Annotated in this window: 23 protein-coding genes; 22 read left to right on the top strand and 1 reads right to left on the bottom strand. The window is 43.8% G+C overall.

Annotated features, from left to right (window positions below):
• Positions 1 to 430 precede the first annotated feature (430 nt).
• From ACRYKC_RS01925 to ACRYKC_RS01915, 3 genes are all read left to right on the top strand, one after another.
• Positions 431 to 772: a hypothetical protein gene (locus tag ACRYKC_RS01925; protein ID WP_433804961.1), complete on the top strand. Its 342-nt coding sequence runs from the start codon at positions 431 to 433 to the stop codon at positions 770 to 772.
• Positions 773 to 788: 16 nt separating this feature from the next.
• Complete coding sequence (locus ACRYKC_RS01920) at positions 789 to 1,544, top strand: FxLYD domain-containing protein (RefSeq protein WP_433804960.1); 756 nt, start codon at positions 789 to 791, stop codon at positions 1,542 to 1,544.
• Between the two features lie 275 nt (positions 1,545 to 1,819).
• Positions 1,820 to 2,566, top strand: coding sequence for a hypothetical protein (locus ACRYKC_RS01915; protein ID WP_433804959.1), 747 nt, complete (start codon positions 1,820 to 1,822; stop codon positions 2,564 to 2,566).
• A 209-nt stretch (positions 2,567 to 2,775) separates the two neighbouring features.
• Here ACRYKC_RS01915 and ACRYKC_RS01910 read toward each other — a convergent pair whose 3' ends face one another.
• Positions 2,776 to 3,774 (bottom strand): tRNA dihydrouridine synthase, encoded by a 999-nt coding sequence (locus ACRYKC_RS01910; RefSeq protein ID WP_433805122.1) that lies wholly within the window; start codon positions 3,772 to 3,774, stop codon positions 2,776 to 2,778.
• Positions 3,775 to 4,276: 502 nt separating this feature from the next.
• Between ACRYKC_RS01910 and ACRYKC_RS01905 the strand changes: the two genes are divergently transcribed.
• The 19 genes from ACRYKC_RS01905 (at position 4,277) to ACRYKC_RS01815 (ending at position 25,000) form a co-directional block, all read left to right on the top strand.
• Complete coding sequence (locus ACRYKC_RS01905) at positions 4,277 to 4,894, top strand: hypothetical protein (RefSeq protein WP_433804958.1); 618 nt, start codon at positions 4,277 to 4,279, stop codon at positions 4,892 to 4,894.
• 185 nt (positions 4,895 to 5,079) lie between these two features.
• The gene (locus ACRYKC_RS01900; RefSeq protein ID WP_433804957.1) at positions 5,080 to 5,862 is read left to right on the top strand and encodes a fumarylacetoacetate hydrolase family protein; all 783 of its coding nucleotides are present in this window, start codon (positions 5,080 to 5,082) and stop codon (positions 5,860 to 5,862) included.
• 217 nt (positions 5,863 to 6,079) lie between these two features.
• Positions 6,080 to 7,096 carry a LacI family DNA-binding transcriptional regulator gene (locus ACRYKC_RS01895; protein WP_433804955.1) on the top strand — a complete coding sequence of 339 codons (1,017 nt, stop codon included), beginning with the start codon at positions 6,080 to 6,082 and terminating at the stop codon, positions 7,094 to 7,096.
• Between the two features lie 35 nt (positions 7,097 to 7,131).
• Complete coding sequence (locus tag ACRYKC_RS01890; protein ID WP_433804953.1) at positions 7,132 to 8,028, top strand: energy-coupling factor transporter transmembrane component T family protein; 897 nt, start codon at positions 7,132 to 7,134, stop codon at positions 8,026 to 8,028.
• The gene (locus ACRYKC_RS01885; RefSeq protein ID WP_433804952.1) at positions 8,025 to 8,879 is read left to right on the top strand and encodes an energy-coupling factor ABC transporter ATP-binding protein; all 855 of its coding nucleotides are present in this window, start codon (positions 8,025 to 8,027) and stop codon (positions 8,877 to 8,879) included. The genes ACRYKC_RS01890 and ACRYKC_RS01885 overlap by 4 nt, the downstream gene beginning before the upstream one ends.
• A gap of 20 nt (positions 8,880 to 8,899) precedes the next feature.
• Positions 8,900 to 9,748, top strand: a complete 849-nt coding sequence (locus ACRYKC_RS01880; protein ID WP_433804951.1) for an energy-coupling factor ABC transporter ATP-binding protein — start codon at positions 8,900 to 8,902, stop codon at positions 9,746 to 9,748.
• The gene (locus tag ACRYKC_RS01875; RefSeq protein ID WP_433804950.1) at positions 9,732 to 10,604 is read left to right on the top strand and encodes a nucleoside phosphorylase; all 873 of its coding nucleotides are present in this window, start codon (positions 9,732 to 9,734) and stop codon (positions 10,602 to 10,604) included. Before ACRYKC_RS01880 ends, ACRYKC_RS01875 begins: the two co-directional genes overlap by 17 nt.
• On the top strand, positions 10,601 to 11,401 hold the full coding sequence (locus ACRYKC_RS01870; protein WP_433804949.1) for an MTAP family purine nucleoside phosphorylase: 801 nt from the start codon (positions 10,601 to 10,603) through the stop codon (positions 11,399 to 11,401). Before ACRYKC_RS01875 ends, ACRYKC_RS01870 begins: the two co-directional genes overlap by 4 nt.
• 6 nt (positions 11,402 to 11,407) lie before the next feature.
• Positions 11,408 to 12,844 (top strand): amidohydrolase family protein, encoded by a 1,437-nt coding sequence (locus tag ACRYKC_RS01865; protein ID WP_433804948.1) that lies wholly within the window; start codon positions 11,408 to 11,410, stop codon positions 12,842 to 12,844.
• Positions 12,845 to 12,860: 16 nt separating this feature from the next.
• Positions 12,861 to 13,469 carry a class II aldolase/adducin family protein gene (locus ACRYKC_RS01860; RefSeq protein WP_433804947.1) on the top strand — a complete coding sequence of 203 codons (609 nt, stop codon included), beginning with the start codon at positions 12,861 to 12,863 and terminating at the stop codon, positions 13,467 to 13,469.
• Between the two features lie 17 nt (positions 13,470 to 13,486).
• Positions 13,487 to 14,560: an S-methyl-5-thioribose-1-phosphate isomerase gene (mtnA, locus tag ACRYKC_RS01855; RefSeq protein WP_433804946.1), complete on the top strand. Its 1,074-nt coding sequence runs from the start codon at positions 13,487 to 13,489 to the stop codon at positions 14,558 to 14,560.
• A 17-nt stretch (positions 14,561 to 14,577) separates the two neighbouring features.
• On the top strand, positions 14,578 to 14,748 hold the full coding sequence (locus ACRYKC_RS01850; RefSeq protein WP_369793226.1) for a DUF1427 family protein: 171 nt from the start codon (positions 14,578 to 14,580) through the stop codon (positions 14,746 to 14,748).
• A 27-nt stretch (positions 14,749 to 14,775) separates the two neighbouring features.
• Positions 14,776 to 16,959 (top strand): malate synthase G, encoded by a 2,184-nt coding sequence (locus ACRYKC_RS01845; RefSeq protein WP_433804945.1) that lies wholly within the window; start codon positions 14,776 to 14,778, stop codon positions 16,957 to 16,959.
• Positions 16,960 to 17,161: 202 nt separating this feature from the next.
• The gene (locus tag ACRYKC_RS01840) at positions 17,162 to 17,569 is read left to right on the top strand and encodes an RDD family protein (protein ID WP_433804944.1); all 408 of its coding nucleotides are present in this window, start codon (positions 17,162 to 17,164) and stop codon (positions 17,567 to 17,569) included.
• 353 nt (positions 17,570 to 17,922) lie between these two features.
• On the top strand, positions 17,923 to 18,858 hold the full coding sequence (locus tag ACRYKC_RS01835; RefSeq protein WP_433804943.1) for an aldo/keto reductase: 936 nt from the start codon (positions 17,923 to 17,925) through the stop codon (positions 18,856 to 18,858).
• Between the two features lie 305 nt (positions 18,859 to 19,163).
• Positions 19,164 to 20,558, top strand: a complete 1,395-nt coding sequence (locus ACRYKC_RS01830) for a sodium:solute symporter family protein (protein WP_433804942.1) — start codon at positions 19,164 to 19,166, stop codon at positions 20,556 to 20,558.
• Positions 20,555 to 22,270, top strand: coding sequence for a sensor histidine kinase (locus ACRYKC_RS01825; protein ID WP_433804941.1), 1,716 nt, complete (start codon positions 20,555 to 20,557; stop codon positions 22,268 to 22,270). Before ACRYKC_RS01830 ends, ACRYKC_RS01825 begins: the two co-directional genes overlap by 4 nt.
• The gene (locus ACRYKC_RS01820; RefSeq protein WP_433804940.1) at positions 22,245 to 23,621 is read left to right on the top strand and encodes a sigma-54-dependent transcriptional regulator; all 1,377 of its coding nucleotides are present in this window, start codon (positions 22,245 to 22,247) and stop codon (positions 23,619 to 23,621) included. The genes ACRYKC_RS01825 and ACRYKC_RS01820 overlap by 26 nt, the downstream gene beginning before the upstream one ends.
• A gap of 137 nt (positions 23,622 to 23,758) precedes the next feature.
• Positions 23,759 to 25,000, top strand: coding sequence for an NRAMP family divalent metal transporter (locus ACRYKC_RS01815; protein ID WP_433804939.1), 1,242 nt, complete (start codon positions 23,759 to 23,761; stop codon positions 24,998 to 25,000).
• The last annotated feature ends 2 nt before the right edge of the window (positions 25,001 to 25,002 follow it).

The raw sequence follows: 25,002 nt of genomic DNA, 5'->3' as shown, positions 1-25,002 counted from the left end.
GAGATATAGCATTTGCTAAGGTGCTTCCCTTTGTTAGACTACTCAACCTTGATCTGAACAGACTGGAGAGCATTGTCTTACAAAACCCTCTCAATTGCCTACGATCTGTAAATCTTCTCGAGCGCCTGACCATTTGAAAAGTTGGTTTCTATCCTTTCACAGGATTTCAAATTCCTTAATTGGCAGGCGTTTTCGTTCGTTTGGAAACGAACTCGTGATGGTTGAGCCACCTAAGCTGTTTATGTTTTTTTATTATCTTCTTTACACTTTTAGTATACCACCAATTTCTGATGTAAACGGAGGAAATTGTGTCATTTTTGTATCATTTAATTGGTAAAAATTAAATAAATACGGTTACTAATATACTGTTTTTAATAAAAACATGGTACATTATTTACAGGTAGTAAATAACAGATTAGGGGGGATTCTGTTGAGTAGAACGACGGAAATGGTTTTAGGTATTCTTGGCGGGCTTATAGGATTTGGAGGGGCTTTCTTTGCATTATTCGTAGGTTCACTAGATGAAGCACTTAATGGGTCCAGTGAACTTAGTGGATTAGGGAGTAGTGCCTTTCTTTTTAGTGCTACTGCTATCATTGGGGCCATTGTTGTGAAGTTTAAAGCAAAGCTAGGTGGCTGGATCATGTTAATTAGTGGTGTAGCTATACTTGTTTCAATTAGTTTATTTGGAGTAGTACCAGCCTTATTACTTATTCCAGCAGGTTTAATGGGGATTATTAGAAAGCCAAAAACTGAAAAAATGGCAGCCTAAATAAGGAGATAGTAAAATGAGAAAAATTATACTTTTGTTTTCATTGGTATTTATTATGTTTTTAACTGCATGTTCAAATGGAGAGATGGCTGGAGATACGAATGCTAGTGCAAATAATGATGAAACCACAAAAGAAAAAGAAGAAACAAAAGAAGAGTCTGAAGCCAAGTTAGAGATTGCACAAAGTACTGGCGGAGCGTGGAAAGACTCCATTGACGCAGTATGGGTTCACTCATCAGCAGTTTTTGAAAATACAGGTGATACACCTGTTGAAATTAATGAAACTCAAATGACCTTTAAAGGTAAGGATGGAGAAGTATTAGGTACTGCACCGATGATCTATGCGGTTCCTAGTGTAGTAGGCCCTGGTGAAACAGCTTTTATTTCAGAAAGTACAATTCTAGAGGGAATCAGTGATGCCGAAAGCTATACAGAAACTACGTATAACTTTGGTTTTGATAAAACGGATCAATCACCTAACTTATTAGAAACTTCAGGAATTAAAGGGACTATAGGTGACGAATATTCAAACCCCTACAAAGTAACTGGTCTTGTTAAAAATACCACTGAAGAAAAACAGGATGATATCAGGCTTGCAGCAGCATTATTTGATAAAGACGGAAAATTGTTAGGGGTTTTAAATGGCTCAGTGGATGTAGGAGTAAATCCAGGAAGCGAAGCAGGGTTTGAACTTAACTATCCTGAGATCCCTCGTGATGTAGCTGAAAAAGTTGAAAATATAGAAGTAAAAGCCTATGGATGGACTTGGTAATATTAAAAAGGTAGCCTTTACTGAGGCTGCCTTCTTTTGTTTTAACACAAAAATCAACTCAGAAGCGGATCCTTTGAATTGAACATCCAACCAAGTGAAATAATTTCTAGTTTGTGTTGATAGTATCGCTTGTTTTGTCGGTATGTAGACCTCTCTCCTTGCCTATCAACGGAAGTTTTGTAGAATGATAGCTTTATATAAGAAACCTATAGACCACCTGATTTTCTGGTGGTATTCTTTTTTTACAACAAAATAGGATAAGGAGAAGAATGCTTATGAAACGATCTGAAACGTTTGGTTTGGTAGTCATTGGTTATGCTCTCTTATTCTTTTCTATTTTTTCGTTTTCCGGGAGTGCAAGTGCCGAGGAATCGCATAAAATCTTATTAGAGAAACCCACTCCTGCTACAATAAAGCCTATAGAGCCAGCACAAACAACGTTCGATAAGAATCAAAAACTAAGCAAAAGAGAAATTCAGGAACGTTTTTCAGAAATTAACGCATCCTATGACTTACATGAACCTTTTTCTCCAGAAGATGCCGAGTTCATAAGAGCCTATGCCACCATACCCAACGCCTCTTTCACACCTTCCTATATGGAAAGTCTAGATACACCCGATGGATCCTCAACATTCACCGGCTCTAATAGTAAATCATTTGATAAGTATAAATCGTCCAATGGTGTTTCCTTGAATTTCTACGGAAAAATATATTCAGACATCAATATCTTCACTCACTCTTATCGAGGTAACGTAAAGTCTAAAATCTACAGAGGCAGCAGTAAAGTGAGAGAAATAAAAAATGTCATAACCAATACCGCTTACGGATTGGTTGGAAGTTCAGGCACCTACGTAGGGATCGTTTATAAGGGGTCCATCGTTAGCTCTTCTAAATATGCAAGGACATCCTGGAGCACGGATGAAACGAGGAAATACGGCGCTGTAGGAGTAATCTATACTCATACGAATGCATATTCTAAAATCACGACGACTACCGGAACATTTACCCTATATGCCTTTTAAGGAGGAGTTTCTTTGCTAACAGTCAGCCCCATCGGTATTCTTATATTCTTATTTGTCATTGTGGGTATTTTCTTCTTAGTGAAACGCGTGATGAAAAAGAATTAAAAAAGCATCGACAAGGATGCTTTTTTATTTTTGTTCTCTATTCCAGAGTTCATAAAAAAGAGAGGAAAGCACGACGGCTTTCCTCTCCTTTAAATCTAACTTCTTTAAGAAACAGAAAAACTTTGCTCTTCTTTCACGCCATCTTTCTCCATAAATTCATCAAGCAGCGCACGCACTTCATCGGTAGAGTGGGTGTTCATCAGCTGATTTCTCAGCTCACTCGCTCCACGGAATCCTCGGACGTAAATCTTGAAGAAGCGGCGAAGCGGTTTGAAAAGACGCGGCTCCAGTTCTTCGGAATACTTATCATGAAGGTCGAGCTGCAGGCGAAGAAGGTCTAGCAGTTCTTCACTCGTATGCTCTTTCTTCTCTGTTTCAAAGCAGAACGGGTTATGGAAAACCCCGCGTCCTATCATGACGCCATCCACGCCATATTTTTCTACGAGTTCAAGGCCCTTCTGACGGTCAGGAATATCGCCGTTGATCGTCAGAAGCGTATGAGGGGCGACCTCGTCACGAAGCTTCTTGATCTCAGGAATCAGCTCCCAGTGAGCATCGACGTTACTCATTTCCTTTTTCGTACGAAGGTGAATGGACAGGTTAACGATGTCCTGTTCCAGAAGGTGTCTCAGCCAGTCATGCCATTCGTCTACTTCCGTGTAACCGAGACGGGTCTTCACGCTAACGGGCAGTCCTCCCGCTTTGGCGGCCTGGATGATTTCCGCTGCGACATCCGGACGGCGGATCAGTCCGCAGCCTTTCCCTTTCGTTGCGACATTCTGCGCCGGACAGCCCATATTGATATCGATGCCGCGATAGCCCATTTCGGCCATGCCAATACTCATTTGCCTGAAGTATTCGGGTTTATCTCCCCAAATATGGGCGACGATCGGCTGTTCATCTTCCGTGAACGTCAGACGCCCGCGTACGCTGTCTTTTCCTTTCGGATGGCAGTAGCTTTCCGTATTCGTAAACTCTGTAAAGAACACGTCAGGTCTGCCTGCTTCAGCCACGACATGGCGGAATACGACATCCGTCACGGCTTCCATCGGTGCCAGAACAAAAAACGGCTTCGGCAACTCATGCCAAAAATTTTCTTTCATATATATCTGAACCCTTTCCTTAAGGGAAACCATGTTCCCAAAATTAAAAAGTAAAAATGTTTTTGTCTTATCCATTACCATTTCAGCTGAATTTCAACCAAAATATATCATAATAGTATAACACGAAAAGTTCAAGGGAACGAGTCGTCCTGGTTTGTGGAAGATTCTATGTATGTGGATCACATCTGAAAGAAACGGGAATTCACTGGTGTGCGGTGCAGTCATTCTAAATAACCGGCAGGGATCGAAAATAAAATAAACGACGACCAAAAAAGGGACACGGGGGAGATTGGTGAAGATGTAAATAATTTGTATTTTCAAAAAATTGTTGAAATTAAGGAGCTCTCTATGTATAATTCTTTTTAAGAAAGCGTTTCCATATTCGCTGTGATGCCAAACCTTTAATGTTTGTGGAAACGTTTTTACATACGTGCTGTGAAGGAGGTGTCGACAAGTTAGGAGGGTTTTTCACCACAAAAAACGAGGAGGTATATGAAAAGGTATGATGAAAAAGAATTCGAGTTTCATTGTAGCCATGATTCCAGCCGGTATTGCGTTGAACTGGGTAGCGAATTCGATTGTTGAGATGCTAAAGCTTCCGTTGTTTTTGAATAACATAGGAACCGTATTAAATGCCATTGTGCTTGGACCGCTCTGGGGTGGAGCCACAGCATTGATGACGAATGTGATTCTGGCACTTATTGTTCGTTGGACCTACTTACCATTTGCTGCAGTTGGAATATTTGTTGCTTTCTTAGCCCACTTTTTCTATAAAAAAGGCTGGTTTAAGAAAGGGTGGAAGGTTATTACTTCAGGGGCGGTCACTGGATTACTAGCTTCAGCAGTAGCTACAGTGATATCTGTCTATGTGTTTGGTGGTTTTTCTGGACATACCGTCGATGTGCTGACGGCTGGACTGATTGCTTCAGGTCAGCAAATTTTTAACGCAGCATTTATCGCCAATATTCCGGGTACCATGGCAGATAAAATCCTTACATTCTGGATTGTTTGGATGATCCTTAAGATCTTCCCAGTACGATTCCTTCCGAATGCGAAAGATATCAGGGAAAAAATTGGAGTGGTGAAAAGTAAACATAAAGAAAGAAAAATGTCCGCATAAAAAAGAACATCAACACAACACACTTTTGGACGAGGGTTGTATGATGCTCTTTCAGCTTACCTAAGATTTTATAGAAGAAAAGACTAGAAATCAATAAATAACAACTGGTTAACACTTGGAAAAGGGTCAAATCATCTGACGCTTTGACCTTTTTCCAATTTAAAAGGACCTAGGGAGGACTGTCGATGAAGTTTGGTAGATTTACATTGAACAGGGACGATGAAGTAAGGAAGGGAGTGCTCACTTCTGACGGTATTGCAGAAATTAGTGGAGACATCTATTCTGATTGGTTTTACTTAGGACAGACGTTCTCAAGTGAAGAAGTCAAATGGCTGGCACCGATCGTGCCAAATCAAGTCATCGGAATCGGCGCCAATTATGTTGCCGATAAAAAGGATCTTCCAGAAGAAGGCCCAGAGATGCCGGTGTTTTTCTTTAAATCCCTTTCCAGCGTCATTGGCCCGGAAAGTGACATCGTCATCCCGGAAATGATTGAGGAAGTGAAATTTGAATCAGAGTTGGCCGTGGTCATCGGAAAAGAAGCAAAGGATATTGAAGAAAAAGACGTGCTGGATTACGTCTTTGGTTATACGGTTGGTAATGATGTGACAGCTCCTCAATATTTTCACAAGGATGGGCACTGGACGCTCGGGAAATCGTTCGATACATTCACGCCCCTGGGGCCGGTGGTAGAAACAAACTTCGATCCTGCAACAGCAAGGATTCAAGCGTTTCATAATGGGACTAAGAAACAAGATAGCACAACAGACCTTATGATTGTCCCGATAAAGAGGATGATTTCTTACTTGAGTAAGGTCATGACGCTTAAGCCTGGAGACGTTATTTTAACAGGAAGCCCGGTTGGGGCAGAGTTTTTGAGTGAAAATGATGTGATTGAATGTAAGATTAAAGGAATTGGCTCTTTAGAGAATCCCGTCACCCATTCGAATCGAAAGGTAACTGTGTAATACAATCTTCCTATACTTTTGAGTTTTTATAAAAACGTTTCCATATAATTTTCATTCAATGTTTTCGATATTTTCAGAATATTATTGAAAATAAACCTCCTATTAACGTATAATTAAACCAACTAGAAAACGGATTTTCCCGGGATGGAACGATGATCAACCAATTTAGCATCTAATCTCAGGGAAACGTTTCCATAAAATGATAGGAAGTGTGAAAATGGTAACGATTAAAGACGTGGCAAAAGTAGCGAACGTATCCATATCAACAGTTTCCAGAGTACTGAACAATAGTGGATACACGAGCGCCTCTACGAAGGAAAAAGTCCATAAAGCAGTGGATGAGCTAAAGTTTCAAAAAAACATGGTAGCAACGGCCATGATCAAGAAACAAACATCGACTCTTGGATTGATCATCCCGGATATTAAAAACATTTTTTATGGTGAACTGACAAGGGCCATCGAGGATGAAGCTCATAAGCATGGCTTTAATGTCATCCTCTGTAATACGGACAACGACTTGAGCAAAGAGTCGGAGTATCTAAACTTTTTACTGCGAAAAGGCATTGACGGCATCATTTTCTCAACGCCGGAAATCAACGATAGAAATGTCCGTGAAATTATTAAAACAAGACCTGACCTGCCTCTCATTATTCTCGGGAGTCAGGTGAAGGATGTAAGGCTTGACGAAGTATTAGTCGATAACTTTGAAGGGGGCTACCAGGCGACCAAACACTTGCTGGAGCTTGGCCACCAGAAGATTGGGTATATTGGCGGGCAGCCGGACTCTTATTCGACTGTAGAGCGGTATAAAGGTTATCAAGAAGCGCTCGAGGATTATAAAGTTAAACTGAATAAAAATTTTGTGAAACTTGATGAATTTAAGATTCACAGCGGTTATAACAAAGGATTGGAAATGCTTTCGAGAAAAGACAGACCAACAGCGATCTTTGCAGGAAATGATGCGATTGCCGTCGGGATCTACAAGGCGGCTCGAGAGCTTGGGTTGAACGTACCTGAACAGCTTTCGGTCATCGGATTTGATGATTCGCAATTTGCAGAGATTGTTGATCCGGAATTAACGACAATTCGTACGCCAATCTCTGAAATGGGTCAAAAAACCGTTGAATTAATTGTCAAAATCGTCAAGGAAGGCAAGAACTTCAAAGAAACCGTCACATTCCAACCCACTCTCATTGAACGGGGGTCGACAAGTAGAGTTGTAGACGTCCACTAAGAACAAATTCACTGAATAAAGAAGGAGGAAATGATTTGAACAGTTTATATATGCAAAAAGATAGTCTGATTCACAGCTTAGATCCGAGGACTAAAATGATTTTTGTCGCTTTTGTTGTCGCCAGTTCGTTTATTTTAAATGATCCGGCTCTCCAACTTGTTTTACTTGTCGCTTTATTTCCTTTAGTGGTCGCTGCAAAGCTTATCAAACCTTATCTCGTATCGATTCAGTTTCTTTTATTATTTGCAGTCCTCATTATGACCGTTCATGGAATCTATAATCCAATCGGAGTTACACCTGTATTTGAAATTTTCGGAGGTCTGACTTTCAAGTATGAATCGATGGTTTATGCTTCCGTGATGTCTTTCCGAATTTTAGTTATTGGTACGGCAGCTGTTCTATTCGTTATGACGACTCATCCATCAGATATGGCATCTGCCTTAGTGAAATGGAAGGTTCCTCACTCCTTTGCTTTCATTCTGCTTTCGACATTCCAGATCATTCCGATCATCGCAAGGGAAGCAAAAATCGTGATGGAAGCCCAGCAAGCCAGGTGTTTGGATGTGAAAGGCAACCTGATTCAACGAGTGAAAAACCTTGTACCGATGTTTGCTCCACTATTTATCATCACGTTTATGAAGGTCCACCAGCTCTCCTACGTACTTGAATGCCGGGCATTCAGCAGGAAGGGCAACAAAACGAGCTTAAGAGAAACGAAAATTGGTTCCCTTGATTACACTTTTTTGTTAGGGATGCTCGCTGCATTTGCATTTGAAATTTACCTCAAACTGTTCATGATGGGATCCCTTCATCTTACGACAGACGCATTGTTGACCTACTCCTTAATCGGGACATGGATCGTATGCGGATTTATGTTAGTGAAATTTCTTTATAAACAAGTTCAGGGGAAGATCGGAGGCGTTAGTTCATGATTGAGAAAGCCATAGAAGTCAAAGACCTTACGTTCAGGTATCCCGATACAGAAGGAGATACGCTGAAAGATATTAATTTTTCGATCGAAAATGGAGAAATCCTCGGCATCATTGGTCCTACAGGAGCTGGGAAATCGACGTTAGCGATGTGTATCAACGGACTCGTCCCCCAGGTAATCAATGGGGAAATGGAAGGTCAAGTGACTGTGAGAGGGATCGATGTCCATGAGAGCAATGTAGCGGCAATGTCCGAACATGTCGGCTTTGTTTTCCAGGAACCTGAAAACCAATTAAGCCAAATGACTATTGAGGAAGAAATTGCTTTCGGAATGGGAAACCTCGGTGTTTCAAGAGATGAAATGCTCATTCGAATCAAGGACGCTTTAGCGCAGGTAGGCCTGACAGGATTTGAAAAGAGAAGCCCGCTTGCCTTATCGGGAGGTCAGCAACAGCGTCTCGCGATTGCAGCAGTATTAGCGATGAGACCGACGATCATGATTATGGATGAACCCACTTCAATGCTTGATCCAAAAGGAAAGAATGAAGTTTATGACGTGCTCCAGAATCTAAAAGAGTACGGGATGACAGGAATCATCATCGACCATGAAGTCGAGCGAATTGCCGCCTATTGTGACAAAGTGCTTGTCCTGAATCATGGCGAAATCCAAATGTTCGGAACACCAGAAGAAATTCTCACAGAAATTGAAGAGTTGCACGCACTCACGCTTCATGCTCCGCAAGTCACAGAATTTCTGGCCGGATACAATCAGAAATTTGACCAGGATCTCAAGTTAGCCACAACAGTTGAAGAATCTGTATCTATTTTTGAAAACGCATACAAAAACAGGTGAGACCAACAGGAGGGATAGAAGTGAATCCGTATATTTCAGTGAAAAATGTTTCCCATGTGTATCCTGGCGGTGTGAAGGCGATCCAGGACATCAACTTAGACATTCATGAAGGCGAAGTTGTAGCCATCTTAGGAAGCAATGGGTCTGGAAAAACGACGCTCGTCAAACACTTTAACGGTTTACTTACACCGACCACGGGAGAGATCACGATTGGCGGCTTAAACACGAAGAAAGAGAAGATCGCTAAACTATCCAGCCTTGTAGGGTATGTGTTCCAGAATCCAAATCATCAGACATTCCTTCCGACAGTCGGGCAAGAACTGGCTTATGGATGTAAAAACTTAAAGATGGATGATGAGGAAATTGAAACACGTGTCCAAAAGGCCATAGAAATCTTTGAGCTGGAAGACCAGTTAGAGGACAACCCTTTTGATCTTAACTCCAGTCAGCGCAAGGAAGTAGCGATGGCTTCGATTATGGCGGTATCGCCGAAAGTTATTGTGCTTGATGAACCAACGACAGGGCAGGACCATAAAGGCTGTAAACGAGTGCTGGAGCTGGTCAAAATGTTTAAAGAACATGGCCATATCGTTGTCTTAATTACCCATGATATGCATTTGATTGGGGAGCTGAACTGCCGCACGGTCGTTATGAACCAAAGCCAGAAAATCGCAGACGATCATGCGAAAGTTGTTTTTTCAGATAAAAGCATTATGGAGGAAGCAGGACTTCAGCCTCCGCAGATTACCACATTCGCAAATCAAATCTCGCACTTCGATTCAAATCAAACCTATTTAACCGTAGATTCTATCTTAGAATGGATGGAATCCAATCAAAAGGAGGCAGTTAAAGTTGGCTCAAGATCTTAAATGGAAAGCAAAAGCAAATCGACCAGAATCAGCGGATCAATCTCAGTATCACATTCGGTGCCGTCCAGGGGATGTAGAAAAATATGTGCTGCTGCCGGGAGACCCTGAACGGGTGGGGCAGATGGCGAAATTATGGGATGAACAAAGGCATGTAGCCACTTACCGTGAGCATGTTACATACACAGGTAAAGTGGGAGGCGTAGGCATTTCCGCTTGCTCAACCGGAGCTGGTGGTCCATCGACAGCGAGCGCGTTGGAAGAACTGGCTGAGATCGGCGCGGAAACGTTCCTTCGCGTAGGGACATGCGGTGCCATGCAGGAAGACATTGCCCCAGGGGATTTAATCATTTGCGCTGGAGCTGTTCGGAATGACGGGACAAGTGATCAGTATGTGGATGACAAATATCCAGCTGTCGCTAATCAGGAAGTCGTCATGGCTCTGATTGAAGCTGCTGAACGTCTCGGAGTCAACTATCATGTCGGAATTGGTTATACAGCTGCTTCCTTCTTCTGCGGACAGGGAAGACCGGGATTCCGCAATTATAACCAAAGCTGGATGCATACGATCATGGACGATATGCAGCGGGCTGGCGTATTAAATTTTGAAATGGAAGCCGCTACGGTTTTAACGCTCAGTAGTCTATTCCAACTGCGTGCAGGCGCCATTTTTACAGCGGTCGCCAATCGAGTAAAAGATGAATTTGAGTATAAAGGCGAAGGGGTGGAGCAGTCGATTGCGGTGGCAACGGAAGCGACAAAAATCCTCAGTTACTGGGATGATTTGAAGAAACAATCTGGAAAACCGTATTTTTATCCATCTCTATTACTAGGAAACCAGGGAGGTCACACACTATGAAAATAGGAATTATCGGAGGGACTGGCTTTTATAACTTAGTAGAAGATTTGAGGGAAATGACGGTTCCTACCGAGTACGGAGAAGCCGTTGTCTTTGAAGGGACTCATGCCGGCAAGGAAATCTATTTTTTACCCCGTCATGGAAAGTCTCATGATAGTTTAGCGCACCAGGTTAACTATCGCGCCAATATGCTGGCGTTAAAACAGCTGGGGATCGATCATGTCATCGCGATGTGTGCGGTCGGCTCATTAAATCCTGACATTCCTGTAGGAGCCCTCGCCTTACTTGACCAGTTTATGGATGTGACAACGAAGCGGGAGAACACGTACGGGAAGTATTCCGTAGAAATTACTCAGCCTTACTGTCCGGACCTTAACCAGACCTTCCTTCACGCGGCGGACGAGCTGAACATGGATCTCACGCCTAAAGCCAATTACATTTGCGTCGATGGCCCTCGCTATGAAACATCACTCGAAATCAATGTGTACAAACAGTGGGGCATGGACGTTGTCGGAATGACGAACGCGACGGAAGCAAGTTTAGCCAGAGAACTTGGTATCGCCTACGCCGTTGTGACGATCTCGACAGATTTAGCGGCTGGCACGACGGATGTTCCACCAGATCTTGATACCCATAAAAATGTCGTGATCGATAACCAGGAGAAAATAAAAGAGCTTTTCTTAAAAACGATCGAGCTGGCTTCGGATGACAATCCTTCCATCGCCCATGAAGCTTACGAGCGGGCACTTGCAGCTAGAAAAGAGAAGCTTGCCAAGATGGAAACGACCCAAGTCTAGTAACCGATGCGTACGCTCATAAAGAATGCTGACATATTGTCTATGAGAACGGGAGAGGCCGTTTTCAAAGGGACGATTGTAATAGAGAACGGAAAGGTGGCAAAGGTGATTCCACAACCCTACGATGATTCTTCCTTACAGGTAGAAGAAATCGTTGATGGGGAAGGGATGATTGTTATGCCGGGCATGACCAATGCCCACTATCATTCGTATTCCAATTTGTTAAAAGGGACAGAAAACGCCCTCCCTTTGGAACTATGGTCCCTATATACGGTCGCTTACGGTCACGCGTTGACAGAGGAAGATATTGAAATAGCGGTGTTGTTAGGAGTTGCAGAAATGATCCGAAGCGGCGTTACAGGGTGTATCGATCATTTTCCGCACCTTCCAAAAGTGGAAGCCGTCTTAAAGGCTTACGAACAATCGAAGATGCATGTTTCGGTAGCTCCGATGCTTCATGATATTCCGGACCATCGGTTTCTCCAGCTGGATTTACCGCTGCATTTAATGGAGAAGCTGGAAACCAGTCAGCCAAAAACGATGGAGGAAATGAAGGAGTTCTATATTCATTTAATCAACGACTGGCATGAGAAAAATGGAAGAATTCGTATTATGGCAGGTCCGAATGCTCCTCAGCGCTGCAGTACCGAAGCTTTGAAACTATGTAAGGAATTGAGTGAACGCTTTGACCTCCAAGTCCACACCCATTTACTGGAGACAAAGATTCAAGAGAGTTATAGCAAGAAATTCTATAATAACGGCTTAGTCTATGAATTAGATCAGCTAGGGTTGCTGAATAACAGGCTGTCTGTCGCTCATGGCGTATGGCTGAATCCAGACGAAATAGATCTCTTAAAGGATCGTGGGGTATCCGTCATTCATAACCCAGCGAGCAATATGATGCTTGGAAGCGGATTGGCTCCGATTCCTGATTATCTGGAAAAAGGGGTGCCTCTGGCACTCGGTACTGATGCAAGTAACTGCGGAACCGCCCATAACCTGTTTGAAACGATGCGGTTAGGGGCGATGATTCACCGCAGCTCTCAGCCAGACTTCGAAACCTGGCCAACCCCTTATCAAATGCTAGAGATGGCCTGTATCAATGGAGCGAAAATCATGGGAGGCAGTCCTCGCGGTCGAATAGAAAGCGGGTATGATGCTGATCTTGTTTTCTTAAACAAAACTACAACGACATGGGCAACGGATTATAATATTCCATCCCAGCTTGTCTCCCATGAATCGGGCCAGTCGGTTGACAGCGTGATGATTAAAGGGGAGTGGGTCATGCGAAACAAACAAATCCTGGCCTTTGATGAAGACCATGTGATCCGAAGAGCTCAACACCGCTCTCAGAAAATAGCAGAAAACAGCGCTTCTTCGCTCGCCTTAGCTGACGAGCTGAAGCCGCACGTAAAGGCATTTTACAATCATTTTTATCAATAAATAGGAGGCGACGAAGATGAGTTTGGATTTATTAAAAAAAGAACTGGAGTATGTCTCTCATAAAGTCTATCAAAAAGGGTACACCCAGGCGACTGGTGGAAATATCAGCGTTCGAATTCCTGGTACCGATCACGTGTTAATTAAGAGAAGCGGCATCAGCCTTGGGGAAGTCAGTAAAGAAGATGCCTTGATCGTTAACATGGATGGGGAGGTTGTGGAAGGGCAAGGGAAGCCGTCAAAAGAAATAGGTTTCCACTTAGGAATCTACAAAGTCCGTCCTGATGTGAACGCCGTTGTTCACTGCCACCCGAATTACTCGATTGGGTACGCGTGCTTAGGGAGAGAGCTTCCGCTTCCAACCGTAACGGCTCGCAAGCTGCTCGGTCACGTTCCAGTAGCTGACGTGGCGCCATCCGGATCGAAAGAGCTGGCCCAGCATGTGACGGATGTTTTCATTCAGAATCCGGGAATTAAAATCACGCTTATGAAAGACCATGGGGTGTGTTCGGTTGGCCCTACGCTTGAGGCCGCCTATAACGTCGTCGACCTTGCAGAGGCTACAGCAAAACAATCATTTATCTTAACGCAGCTTCGTGCCAGCGTTGAAAGCGCAGTAACCAATTAAGTAAAGGAGGGCAATGTATGCAAAGATTAGAAACATTAGCAAAGCGTTTGAAAGAAAAGGAGCTTGCTTTACCTATCTGGGTTGAGGATGGGAAATTAAAGGTCATCGATCAGACAAAGCTTCCTTTTGATGAAATCATCTATTCGTTCTCGGAAGTGAAGCAGCTGGCTGATGCGATTCGGTCAATGATGATCCGAGGCTCTGGGGCCATCGGTCTTTGCGGGGCGTATGGCGTATACTTAGCCGCCTATCAGTCCAAAGGGGATCCGGAAAGCATCAAGAAAGCCGGGGAACTGCTTAAAAGTACACGTCCGACAGCCGTGAACTTAATGAAAACGGTCGATGAGATGGTCGCCTCTTTCAAAGGTTCTGAGGAAGATGTAATCGCTCAATTAGAGGAAAAAGCGGTAGAAATCATTGAGCGCCAGCTGCAGTTTGAATATCAATTGGGAGAAAACGGGGCGGCATTAATCGAAGACGGAGATACAATTATGACCCATTGCCACTCCGGAGCTTTAGGAGGAGCGGGCTATGGAGGACGTGCGTTATCCGTCATTCGAACCGCTCATGAACAAGGCAAGAAGATCCACGTGTTCACGTGTGAAACCCGTCCTTATTTGCAGGGCTCAAGGATTACCGCCTATGAACTGAAAAAGTTCGGAATTCCTCACACGTTGATCACCGACAACATGTCCGGATTTTGTATGAGTAAAAGGATGATCGATAAAGTCGTCGTCGGCTCCGATCGTGTCTCGGCAAACGGGGACCTGGCTAATAAAGTGGGGACGTATATGCATGCTCTCGCCGCTAAAGCACACGGTGTACCATTTTTTACAGCAACCTCCAGTCATACGATCGACTTTGATACAACGAGCGGTAAAGCGATCGAAGTGGAAATGCGTGATTCCAGTGAAGTGACTCAGATCAAAGGCGTTCCCATCGCTCCTGAAGGCACGAAGGCATTATACCCGTCATTTGATATCACTCCAAACCACTTGATCACAGGGATTATTACGGAAAAAGGAGTAATCCAGGCTCCATTTGAAACCAATCTGAGAAGCGTCAGAGAGAAAGTGGACATTCTTCAATAAGAACAGGAGGAGCTTTCATGATCAAGGAAGCGATGCTTGCCATGCTAGCCGGTATCATTATCGGTGTTGTATTCAAATTGATTAAACTGCCTCTGCCGGCGCCTCCTGTCCTCGCAGGAGTGTTAGGAGTTGTCGGTGTGTACGTTGGCGGTAAGATCATAGAAACCGTACTGCTCAGGTTGCAATAATTCAATCACAGATGAAGGAGGAATTATATGAGTGACTATGTAAAAGTCGGAAATCTAGAGGTCGATTCGAAATTATATGAATTCATTATCTCCGAAGCTCTGCCGGAAAGCGGAGTTAATCAAGATCAATTCTGGGAGGATTTTGATACGTTAATCCACGATTTAACCCCGATCAATAAAGAGCTGCTCGCGAAGAGGGACGAGATCCAGAAACAAATCGATACTTGGCATAACGATCATTCAGGTTATTATGACAAAGGCTCCTACAAGGAATTCCTCAAAGAAATAAATTATTTAGAACCTGAAGGCGAGGACTTTACCATTACCACTCAAAATGTGGACGATGAAATTGCTGTCCAGGCCGGTCCTCAGCTCGTTGTTCCGGCAGATAACGCCAGATATGCCCTGAACGCAGCCAATGCTCGCTATGGAAGTCTGTACGATGCGTTTTACGGCACGGACGTCATTCCGGAAGAGGAAGGAACTGAAAAAGGAGAGTCATATAATCCGAAGCGTGGAGAAAAGGTCGTAGCGTATGCGAAAGAGTTTCTTGATGAAATCTTCGCACTCGAACAGGCTTCTCACAAAGATGTCGTTACATACGTCATTGAAGAGGGGACCCTTGCCGCTATCCTTCAAAATGGAGAAAAAGAAACGCTGAAGGATCAAGCCCAATTCAAAGGGTATCAAGGTTCCCCTTCAGAGCCGTCAGCGATACTGTTTCAAAATCACGGCCTCCACCTGGAAATCGAAATTAACCCGAATCATCCGATCGGTAAGAGTGATCCTGCGGGCATCAGTGATATCGTGATGGAATCAGCTACGACTACAATCATGGATTGTGAAGACTCAGTAGCAGCCGTCGATGCCGAAGATAAAGTGCTTGTTTATAGGAATCTCCTCGGATTAATGAAAGGGAGACTGAAGGCGACCTTCCAAAAAGCAGGGAGAACCGTTACAAGGAACTTGAACCCTGACCGAAAATATATTACGCCAGAAGGGGAAGATATTACGCTCCATGGCCGTTCGCTTATGTTCATGAGAAATGTCGGACACTTGATGACGACCCCGGCGATACGGGATGGAAATGGAGAGGAAGTTCCAGAGGGGATCATGGACGGCGTACTTACTTCGCTTGTCGCGAGACACGATTTAATAAGAAACAGCCGCTATGAAAATTCTGCGAAGAAATCCATCTATATCGTTAAGCCGAAAATGCACGGATCAGCAGAAGTCGCTTTTGCCAATGATCTATTCAACAGAATTGAGGATCTTTTAAGCCTTAACCGCAACACGATCAAAATGGGCATCATGGATGAAGAGCGACGTACGACGCTGAATCTGAAAAACTGTATCGAGCAGGCGAAAGAGCGGATCGTTTTCATCAATACCGGCTTTCTGGACCGCACGGGAGATGAAATTCACACGTCTATGGCTGCCGGACCGATGATAAGGAAGAAAGAAATGAAAGGTTCGAAGTGGCTGGATGCCTATGAGAAATCAAATGTAAGCGTTGGGTTAGATGCCGGATTGTTCGGCCGTGCTCAAATCGGAAAAGGGATGTGGGCGATGCCGGAGATGATGAAGGCAATGCTTGAGGAGAAAGGCTCCCAGCTGAAAGCAGGAGCCAATACCGCCTGGGTGCCATCTCCGACCGCAGCGACGCTACATGCGATCCACTATCATTATCACAACGTCAAAGCTACCCAGCAACAAATCGCTGAGAACATTCAGGGCTATAGAGAAGACATTCTGGAAATCCCAGTCGCAGAGAATACGGATTGGTCCGAAGAAGAAATCCAGGAAGAGCTTGATAATAACGCGCAAGGAATTTTAGGGTACGTCGTTCGCTGGGTGAACCACGGGGTTGGATGCTCTAAGGTCCCGGATATCCATAACATCGGGTTAATGGAAGACAGAGCGACGCTAAGAATCTCCAGCCAGCATATGGCCAATTGGCTACACCAGAACGTTGTAGCAGGCGAACAGGTACTGGAGACGATGAAACGGATGGCCAAAGTCGTGGATCAGCAAAATGCTGGTGATCCTGACTATCAGCCTATGGCTGAAAACTATGAAGAATCCGTCGCTTTTCAAGCCGCCTGTGATTTAGTTTTCAAAGGGCTGTCGCAACCGAATGGATATACAGAGCCGATCCTTCATAAACGTCGCATGGAAAGGAAGCAGCAACTGCTCTTAAATAAAGTTTAATCCAAAAAGACCACTCTTTTCCTCGAGTGGTCTTTTTTAAATTCTGGGTTTTTTGTGAGATTCGCTGATTCATGAATTAGTGTCCTAGGCTTTAGCTTCATTTCTCTATCCTTGTGCTAGGCGGATGGACTAACCTTTCCTGTCAAGCTTCCATAGGATATAGCACAGGGAAGGAGGGATTATCATAAACGAAAAGAACCTGTTGCAACGACTCATCGCCGTTGGACTTGAACTCATTGTCGCCGGCTTGATCGCCGCCTTATACACAGAGTGGAACGATACCGGCCGGGGATACGAGCCGAACCCGATCTTTTGGAAAACCTTCATCATAACTCACATCACTTTCTTACTCGCCGTTCCACTGTTCGCAAACGGAAGAACACTAGGGATGTTACTGACGAATTTTACGGTCACATCCAACAACGGAAAGAAACCGAACTTCTTCCAAATCATCTTACGGGCAGTAATCGGATTTGGACCTGTTATTCTCACCAACGGGCTGTGGTACGCCGTTTCTTTGATCACCGGATTGATCGATAAAAAGGGACGTGGGTGGGGAGAATTTGTCTCCTATACGACTGTGAAACGAAAGGATCAGAATTTTGATTAAGTACTGATAAGGATCAGTGCTTTTTTGTGTTCACGGAAAATGATTTCAGTTGAATCCTAAGCTCGCTATGATCGAATGAAACAGTGAACTTCTTGTCCATATATACATTCAGGTTTAGAGGGTAAAAAAGGAATAGAGTCTATCGATCAGGTTGCATAAGAATAGAACCTTAAATCGGTCATTAGAAGATGCAAAAACAAATAGGGAGAAGTTGGATCAATTGAGGAAGGAACAGTAAACATTTACTATAAAGGTCAATACAGTAGTTTTTGTGAGAACCTACCAAGGAACAGATTTGCCATTGAACCTGGATCAGGAGAGAGAAAAAGGGAAGAAGGAAGGGGAAATAATCAATGAAAAAACGCAGCTTAGGGAATACAGGAATTCAAGTATCTGAGGTCGGATTTGGAGCATGGCAATTAGGTAATGAAAAAGACTGGGGAAAGATGACAGATAAAGAGGCAATTAATCTAGTGAGTGAAGCTATGGATGCTGGCTGTAATTTCTTTGATACGGCCCCTAACTATGGATCTGGGAAAAGTGAAGAACTCCTTGGCAAAGCTTTTAAAGGAAAAAGGGATCAGGTGGTTATAAGCAGTAAATGTGGGCATGCTTCAAACGGGGAGCAAACCTTCGAACCTGAAAAAATGATTTCTTCCGTGGAAGAGAGTTTACGAAGGTTACAGACAGAATACCTTGATAGTCTTCTCCTTCATAACCCTCCCTTCTCATCTATGAATGGAAATAGTCCCGAATTTGAAGTTCTGGAAAAACTAAAAGAACAAGGAAAGATCAGAGCATATGGAGCTTCGGTCGATACGGGGAAAGAGATGTACGAATTATTAAATCAAACGGAGAGTCAGGTCATTGAGGTGATGTTTAATATCTTCCATCAAGAACCAGCTGAGGCGATCAAAACTGCTGACAATCAAGGTGTTGGAGTGATTACCAAGGTTCCTCTCGATTCAGGCTGGCTGACAGGAAAGTATGATGCCAATAGTAGATTTAGCGGCATTAGAAGCCGGTGGAGTGTAGAAGAAATTGAAAGAAGAGGGAAATTAGTAGAACAAGTTCGTCATATCGTAGGAAGTGATCGTTCTATGGTACAAGCAGCTCTACAATTTATTCTTTCCTATCCAGACGTATCGACCATTATCCCTGGAGCCAAAGATGTTCAGCAACTCAACCAGAATATAGCTGCATCGGAAGGCAGTTTATCAAAAGAAATAATAAAAGAGTTAAACGATTTGTGGGCAGAGGAAATAAAAGAATACGAGCTATCCTGGTAAAAAGGATCAAGGCAAAGGAATACTGGACAATGGTAGCCTAAACAAAAGAAAAGCCCCTCAAGTCTCCCGGAAATGGGATGCTTTGAGGGGCTCTTTTTATAAGCATACGGTTGACGTGGATTTGTAAGCGCTTTACTATTTGTAACTGAATAAGTACTTAAAAAAGCCCTCAGCACAGCCTGAGGGCTTTACGTTTGGCGTCGTGACTGTTCATCCGGGGCCTATTTGGTCCATGCTTCTATAATTGTATATAATGATATCTGGACACCCTAACGTCAGACAGAGCCATAAAGGAGCAAATTATAATGGACGAATTGCTTTATCTAGGTGTTTTCCTCTTGTACACGATCGCTATATTGATCCTGGGAAAACACGGATTCGATAAAACAGATGACCTATCCGAATATTTTTTAGCCGGACGTAACCTAAAGACATTTCCGAGTATCGCATCGTTTTGTGCGACTTGGTTTAGTGCGGCTTCGCTCCTTGGTTTACCAGGTTTGATTTATGAGGGCGGGGTGTCGGTGATCTGGACCACTGCCGTAGCGTGGGTCCTTGGAATTATTGGATTGTATGTGATTTCATCAAAGCTATATACATATCGCGTTTTGACCGTACCTGAATTTTTTCGTATCCGATATCAATCGAAGTGGTTACAAGTATGGATTGGGATTGTGTTAGTGGTCAGCTACTTATTGTATGTCGTCATTCAAATTAGAGGGTTTGGCATCGTCATCAGCCAAATGCTGGAGATTCCTTATTCCGTCAGTGTTTGTTTAATCTATATTTTTGTTTTATATACAACGTTCGGCGGTTTGCATTCCGTTGCTCGAACGGATACCTTTCATTTTTTCTTAATTTTGCTGGGGACAGTTTTAGGAGCGTTTTTAATGATCAAGGCTGTTGGAGGCATGTCCAACCTTAACCTTGAACGGATCGGTGATGCCCAGGAGGTGACGTTTCTTTCTCCGGACGGACTTTCTGTCTGGTTAATCGTAAGCGCCTTCTTTACGCTTGGGCTGGGGGTAGCGGCGAATCCACAATACGCGGTTCGGATTTTGTCTGCTAATTCAAAAAGCACGGCTAAAAAGATGCTCGTCGTCAGTTTGATTTTTGTTGTCGTTATCTATCTATCGATTTTGGTCATGGGTTTAGGTTCGAGGGCGTTGGATCCAAGTATAACCTTCTTGAGCACAGATGAAATTTATCCTTATGTGATTACTTATCTTCTTCATACTCCGTGGAAAAGTATCCTATTGATTAGCATTGTCGCGGCCTGTATCTCAACAGCCAACTCCCAATTGCTCTTGATGGCGAGCAGCTTTGTCTATGATATTTCTCTTCCATTAAGAAGTAAGAGAATCGAAAATCACCGGATCGTGACGTGGACAAGGTGGATGGTTTTTATTTTTGCCACTTCTTCTTTGATCATTGCGTTTACCCCTCCAGAAGGGATTGTTCCATTTAGTGGGCATATTTGGGGGATCATTACGGTCTCCTTGTTTTTTCCTTTGTATGGCGGGCTTTTTACAAACATCCCGAAACAGAACGCCCTGTTATCCTCCATTGGTGGAGTGGTGACCTATGCATTCGCCTTCCTGCTGATCCCGAAGGAATGGCAGGCGATGTACCACCCTGTGCTTCCTTCCTTGGTGATTGCCGGGATCTTCTTCTTTGTTAAATGGGGGAAAACAACATGATGCGTAAATCCATTGAACGAAAGATTTTAATTCCCTTCTTACTCATTGTGCTGCTCCCAAGCTTGATTATTGGTGCGGTTTCCTTATGGTCGAGTTATCAGTCAGAAAAGGAATTGAAGCAAACGACAATCAGCGAGAAGCTTAATAGCATCCATCGGTACACGAGGCTGTTACACGAGAGAGTCGAACATGGCGAATTGGATGAATCTGCCGCGCAATCGATGGTTCTTGAGCTTATTCAGGGTACGGAAGGTCTGTATGTTCAAAACGAAGTAGGAGAAATCTATTACAACGGAGATTCGGTTTCGCATGATCAATTAGACACCCTTTTAGCTGAGGAGAAATCAGGTTTCTTCCAGGAACGAATCGTTCTGACACAGAACCTGCCGGAATGGGGCTGGAAGCTGTACCATCCCATTGAACTCTCTTTTTATTCTGGATCGCTCCTGGATATACAAAAATACACGTTGCTCATTACTATTTTTACAGGGGTGATCGCTGTTCAGTTTACCATTCTATTCTCTTATCATTTGTCAAAACCAATCAAAGACCTGGCTGCATTTTGTAAGCGGGTGGCGAAAGGGGAGCCCATGACAGGTCTTGATATAAGAACTAGGAGGAAAGATGAAATTGGCGTACTCGCCACTTCATTAAAAGAAATGGTTTACACCCTGGATGAACAGAAACAGCAAATCGATCGAATGAAGCACCTGAATGAGATGATTTTAAACAGTGTGCATGTCGGGATTGTTCTTGTCATCGAAAGAACCGAATTTCTTTATAATAACGCGGCAAAAGAGATTCTTCATAAGGATGATGGTTTACAAGATAAAATAAACCACATGGTGGATCAGCGTTCGAAACAAAGGACGGAAGAGATCATCGAAAGCCATATTTCTGACGAGAAAGCTTTTTATGCCGTCAGCTATCAGGCGATTGGAACAGCCGATCAGGATTTAGCTGTCATCACTTTTGAAGATATTACTCATCGAAGAAGATTGGAGCAGAGGGTGGAACGGATGTCACGCTTAGCCTCCCTGGGAGAAATGGCTTCCGGTATTGCGCATGAAATCCGAAACCCATTAGCGGGAATTAAAACGACCACCGAGTTATTGATTAGACGGCTGGATTTAACCGATAAACAATTAGCCTTAGCAGAAAATATGCTGATCGACATCGATCGTGTGAATAAAACGATCACAACCACCTTGGATTTCGCGCGGCCTGCTGAATCGCCGCAGACAAAAGTTGTCGCAGACGAAAGCATCAAGTCCATCCTATTGCTTTTAAAAGATGTGGCGAAAGAAAAGAAGGTCACGTTCAAGCATTGTGTTCAGAATTTTGAAATGATGGTGAACCGTGACCAGCTGAGACAAATTCTTTTAAATATCATTATGAATGGCTTGAACGCCATGCCGGATGGCGGAGAATTAATCATTGATAGTCAAGCCTCTAACCATGATGTAACGATAAGCATTACCGATACAGGAGTTGGAATGGATGAAGCGACCATCGAAAAAATCTTTGATCCCTTCTTTACGACACGATCAGAAGGGACAGGTTTGGGGCTCTCGATTGTCCATCAGTTAGTGGTTCAAAATAAAGGGGATATCGATGTAAGAAGCACGCTGCAAAAAGGAACCACGTTTTTGATTAGTTTTTCCAAAGCGGAAGGAGGGAGCGAACATGGCGATGAAAGTAGCGATCATTGATGATGAAACGACGCTTCGGTTAACGCTTGAAATGTTTTTAGAAGATGAAGGGTATGAAGTGAAAACCGCTTCGACGTTGGAAGAAGGATGGACGATCATCGATCAATTTCACCCTCATATCACGCTTCTCGATATTCGTCTGCCGGATGGGAACGGTCTTGATTCTTTGCTTGACTGGAAAGAGCAATTTCCTCACATGGCTGTGATTATGCTGACGGCCTATGGCGATGCCAAAACCGCTGTTCGAGCGATGAAGGAAGGGGCGTTCGATTATTTAACGAAGCCTTTTGAGCTTGAAGAGCTTAAAGTGACGCTTGAGAAGTGGAACAAACAGCATCATTTAGAGAAAGAAGTCGAGCGGTACAGAGAAGAAGAGCGCAGAACGCACCCCGTCCGAATGATCGGTTCCAGTGACCCGATTAATGAGCTTCGAGCGAAAATCTCTTTAATAGCCGAGAGCGATAACACGACCGTTTTAGTTCGAGGAGAGACGGGTACTGGAAAGGAGCTTGTGGCGAGAAGCATTCATCAGCAAAGCAGCCGACACGCAGGACCATTTGTTGCGGTCAATTGTGCAAGTATCCCTGCGGATTTGATCGAAGTCGAATTATTCGGAAGAGAAAAAGGGAATCACGCGGTTCAACCGGAGCCCAAGGTCGGGTTAATGGAATGGGCGGATGGAGGGACGCTGTTTCTGGATGAAGTCGGCGACCTTTCTTTGGATTTGCAAGTGAAGCTGCTCCGTTTTCTCGAGGATAAAAAAATTAAGCGGGTAGGCAGTGTCCATGACGTTGAAGTCGATGTCCGAGTCATCGCGGCCACCAACCGCTCCCTCGAAGAAATGATTCAAGACAAGGAATTCCGTTCGGATCTCTACTACCGTTTGAACGTCGTACCCATCCAGCTATCTCCTCTCAGAAAGAGGGGCAAGGATATTATTCGGCTGACGGAACACTTCCTGAATGAATTTTGTCAGCAGATGAGTAAAGAAGTACCTGTGCTCAAGGAAGATGCCAAAAAGCGCTTGTTAAACTACAGCTGGCCTGGTAATGTAAGAGAATTGAAAAATTCGGTAGAGCGGCTTGCGATCCTGCATCAAAAAAAGGAACTGTCTGCCCATCATCTGGATTTTTTAAGTTCCGTCGACGCTCCTTCTGAACCATCGGATTATGACGAGGACATCGAGTTTACGGAACAGTTCTCCCTGGAAGATTACCTGGAACGGATCGAGAAGGAATATATTGAAAAAGCGATCCAGGAATCGAAGTGGAATATTACACAGGCTGGAAAACGGTTGGGGATCAGCCGGTATGCGTTGCAGCGTAGAATTGATAAGTACGATATTAAATAAAAAAATAACTGTGCGAAACCGCCCGATATGGGCGGTTTTTTTGTGCGGAATCTTGTAATAAATTCTGAAAATTTAGTGATATCGTAGAAGTAAGAGATAAAACGATCTTAAAAAACAAGGAAAGTAGGAGGAATAGGATGGGATTAAGAAAAGAACAAATGCCAGAGACGTTTGAGCACAGTCCTCAACAAAAGAATAAGAGTAAGTGGGGAGTCATTCTTGGTGCAGCGTTTCTGATGGGGTCGTCAGCTATTGGACCAGGATTTCTAACTCAAACGGCCGTATTTACAGAACAATTGATGGCCAGTTTTGGATTTGTCATTTTAATGTCGATCATTCTTGATATTGGAGTTCAGGCAAACATTTGGAGAATTATTGCCGTATCGAAAAAAAGAGGACAGGACATCGCGAATATGGTCTTCCCAGGCCTCGGTTACTTTCTCGCTTTTGCCGTCGCTCTTGGCGGACTTGCCTTTAATATCGGAAACGTCGGTGGTGCCGGTCTCGGTATGAACGTCTTGTTTGGCATCGACCCTCGTATCGGAGCAGCGATCACTGGTGCTATCGCGATCGGTGTCTTTTTATCCAAAGAAGCTGGTGTCGCGATGGATAAAATCGCCCGTGTTTTAGGGGGCGCCATGATCTTGCTCACCCTCTACGTCGCCTTTCAAAGTAACCCTCCCGTTGGGGATGCGATCACTCACACCTTTGCCCCGGATACAATCGATGTTTTCTCAATCATTACGTTAGTAGGGGGAACCGTCGGTGGTTATATCACATTTGCCGGCGGCCATAGACTTCTTGATGCAGGGGTATCCGGAAAAGAAAACCTTCATCAGGTAACCAAAAGCTCTGTTTCAGGAATTTTGATTGCATCGGTCATGCGGATCTTCTTGTTCCTCGCCGTTTTAGGTGTTGTCGTCACAGGTTTTACACTAGATCCAGCCAACCCGCCGGCATCTGTCTTCCAGGAAGCAGCCGGAACGATCGGATACAAAATGTTCGGTATTGTCCTTTGGGCAGCAGGGATCACATCTGTCATCGGAGCGGCTTATACGTCTGTCTCTTTCCTAAAAACATTATCCAAAAAAGTCGCTAACCATGAGAAGGCTGTCACACTTGGTTTCATTATCGTCTCGACCATTATCTTTGCGTTCATTGGAAAACCAGTCTTACTGCTGATCCTAGCCGGTGCATTTAACGGATTGATTTTACCGATTGCATTAGGAACGTTATTGGTCGCTGCCTACAAAAAATCGATTGTTGGAGATTACAAACACCCGCTCTGGTTAACGATTTTCGGCGGCATCGTATTTATGCTAACGGCTTACTTAGCGGTCGTTACGTTAATTAACAAGATTCCACAGCTATTATCTTAATG

Source organism: Halobacillus sp. A1-3 (assembly GCF_050971765.1).
GTDB lineage: Bacteria > Bacillota > Bacilli > Bacillales > Halobacillaceae > Halobacillus > Halobacillus mangrovi_B.
The sequence above is the reverse complement of the archived record's forward strand: the minus strand, read 5'-3'. Positions and strand labels throughout refer to the sequence as shown.

Bases quoted from the DNA above. Each gene is read 5' to 3' on its own strand.
- ACRYKC_RS01920 (WP_433804960.1), top strand. From the start codon at position 789: ATGAGAAAAATTATACTTTTGTTTTCATTGGTATTTATTATGTTTTTA.
- ACRYKC_RS01915 (WP_433804959.1), top strand. From the start codon at position 1,820: ATGAAACGATCTGAAACGTTTGGTTTGGTAGTCATTGGTTATGCTCTC.
- ACRYKC_RS01910 (WP_433805122.1), bottom strand. From the start codon at position 3,774: ATGAAAGAAAATTTTTGGCATGAGTTGCCGAAGCCGTTTTTTGTTCTG.
- ACRYKC_RS01905 (WP_433804958.1), top strand. From the start codon at position 4,277: ATGATGAAAAAGAATTCGAGTTTCATTGTAGCCATGATTCCAGCCGGT.
- ACRYKC_RS01900 (WP_433804957.1), top strand. From the start codon at position 5,080: ATGAAGTTTGGTAGATTTACATTGAACAGGGACGATGAAGTAAGGAAG.
- ACRYKC_RS01895 (WP_433804955.1), top strand. From the start codon at position 6,080: ATGGTAACGATTAAAGACGTGGCAAAAGTAGCGAACGTATCCATATCA.
- ACRYKC_RS01885 (WP_433804952.1), top strand. From the start codon at position 8,025: ATGATTGAGAAAGCCATAGAAGTCAAAGACCTTACGTTCAGGTATCCC.
- ACRYKC_RS01870 (WP_433804949.1), top strand. From the start codon at position 10,601: ATGAAAATAGGAATTATCGGAGGGACTGGCTTTTATAACTTAGTAGAA.
- ACRYKC_RS01865 (WP_433804948.1), top strand. From the start codon at position 11,408: ATGCGTACGCTCATAAAGAATGCTGACATATTGTCTATGAGAACGGGA.
- ACRYKC_RS01860 (WP_433804947.1), top strand. From the start codon at position 12,861: ATGAGTTTGGATTTATTAAAAAAAGAACTGGAGTATGTCTCTCATAAA.
- mtnA (WP_433804946.1), top strand. From the start codon at position 13,487: ATGCAAAGATTAGAAACATTAGCAAAGCGTTTGAAAGAAAAGGAGCTT.
- ACRYKC_RS01850 (WP_369793226.1), top strand. From the start codon at position 14,578: ATGATCAAGGAAGCGATGCTTGCCATGCTAGCCGGTATCATTATCGGT.
- ACRYKC_RS01845 (WP_433804945.1), top strand. From the start codon at position 14,776: ATGAGTGACTATGTAAAAGTCGGAAATCTAGAGGTCGATTCGAAATTA.
- ACRYKC_RS01835 (WP_433804943.1), top strand. From the start codon at position 17,923: ATGAAAAAACGCAGCTTAGGGAATACAGGAATTCAAGTATCTGAGGTC.
- ACRYKC_RS01830 (WP_433804942.1), top strand. From the start codon at position 19,164: ATGGACGAATTGCTTTATCTAGGTGTTTTCCTCTTGTACACGATCGCT.
- ACRYKC_RS01825 (WP_433804941.1), top strand. From the start codon at position 20,555: ATGATGCGTAAATCCATTGAACGAAAGATTTTAATTCCCTTCTTACTC.
- ACRYKC_RS01820 (WP_433804940.1), top strand. From the start codon at position 22,245: ATGGCGATGAAAGTAGCGATCATTGATGATGAAACGACGCTTCGGTTA.
- ACRYKC_RS01815 (WP_433804939.1), top strand. From the start codon at position 23,759: ATGGGATTAAGAAAAGAACAAATGCCAGAGACGTTTGAGCACAGTCCT.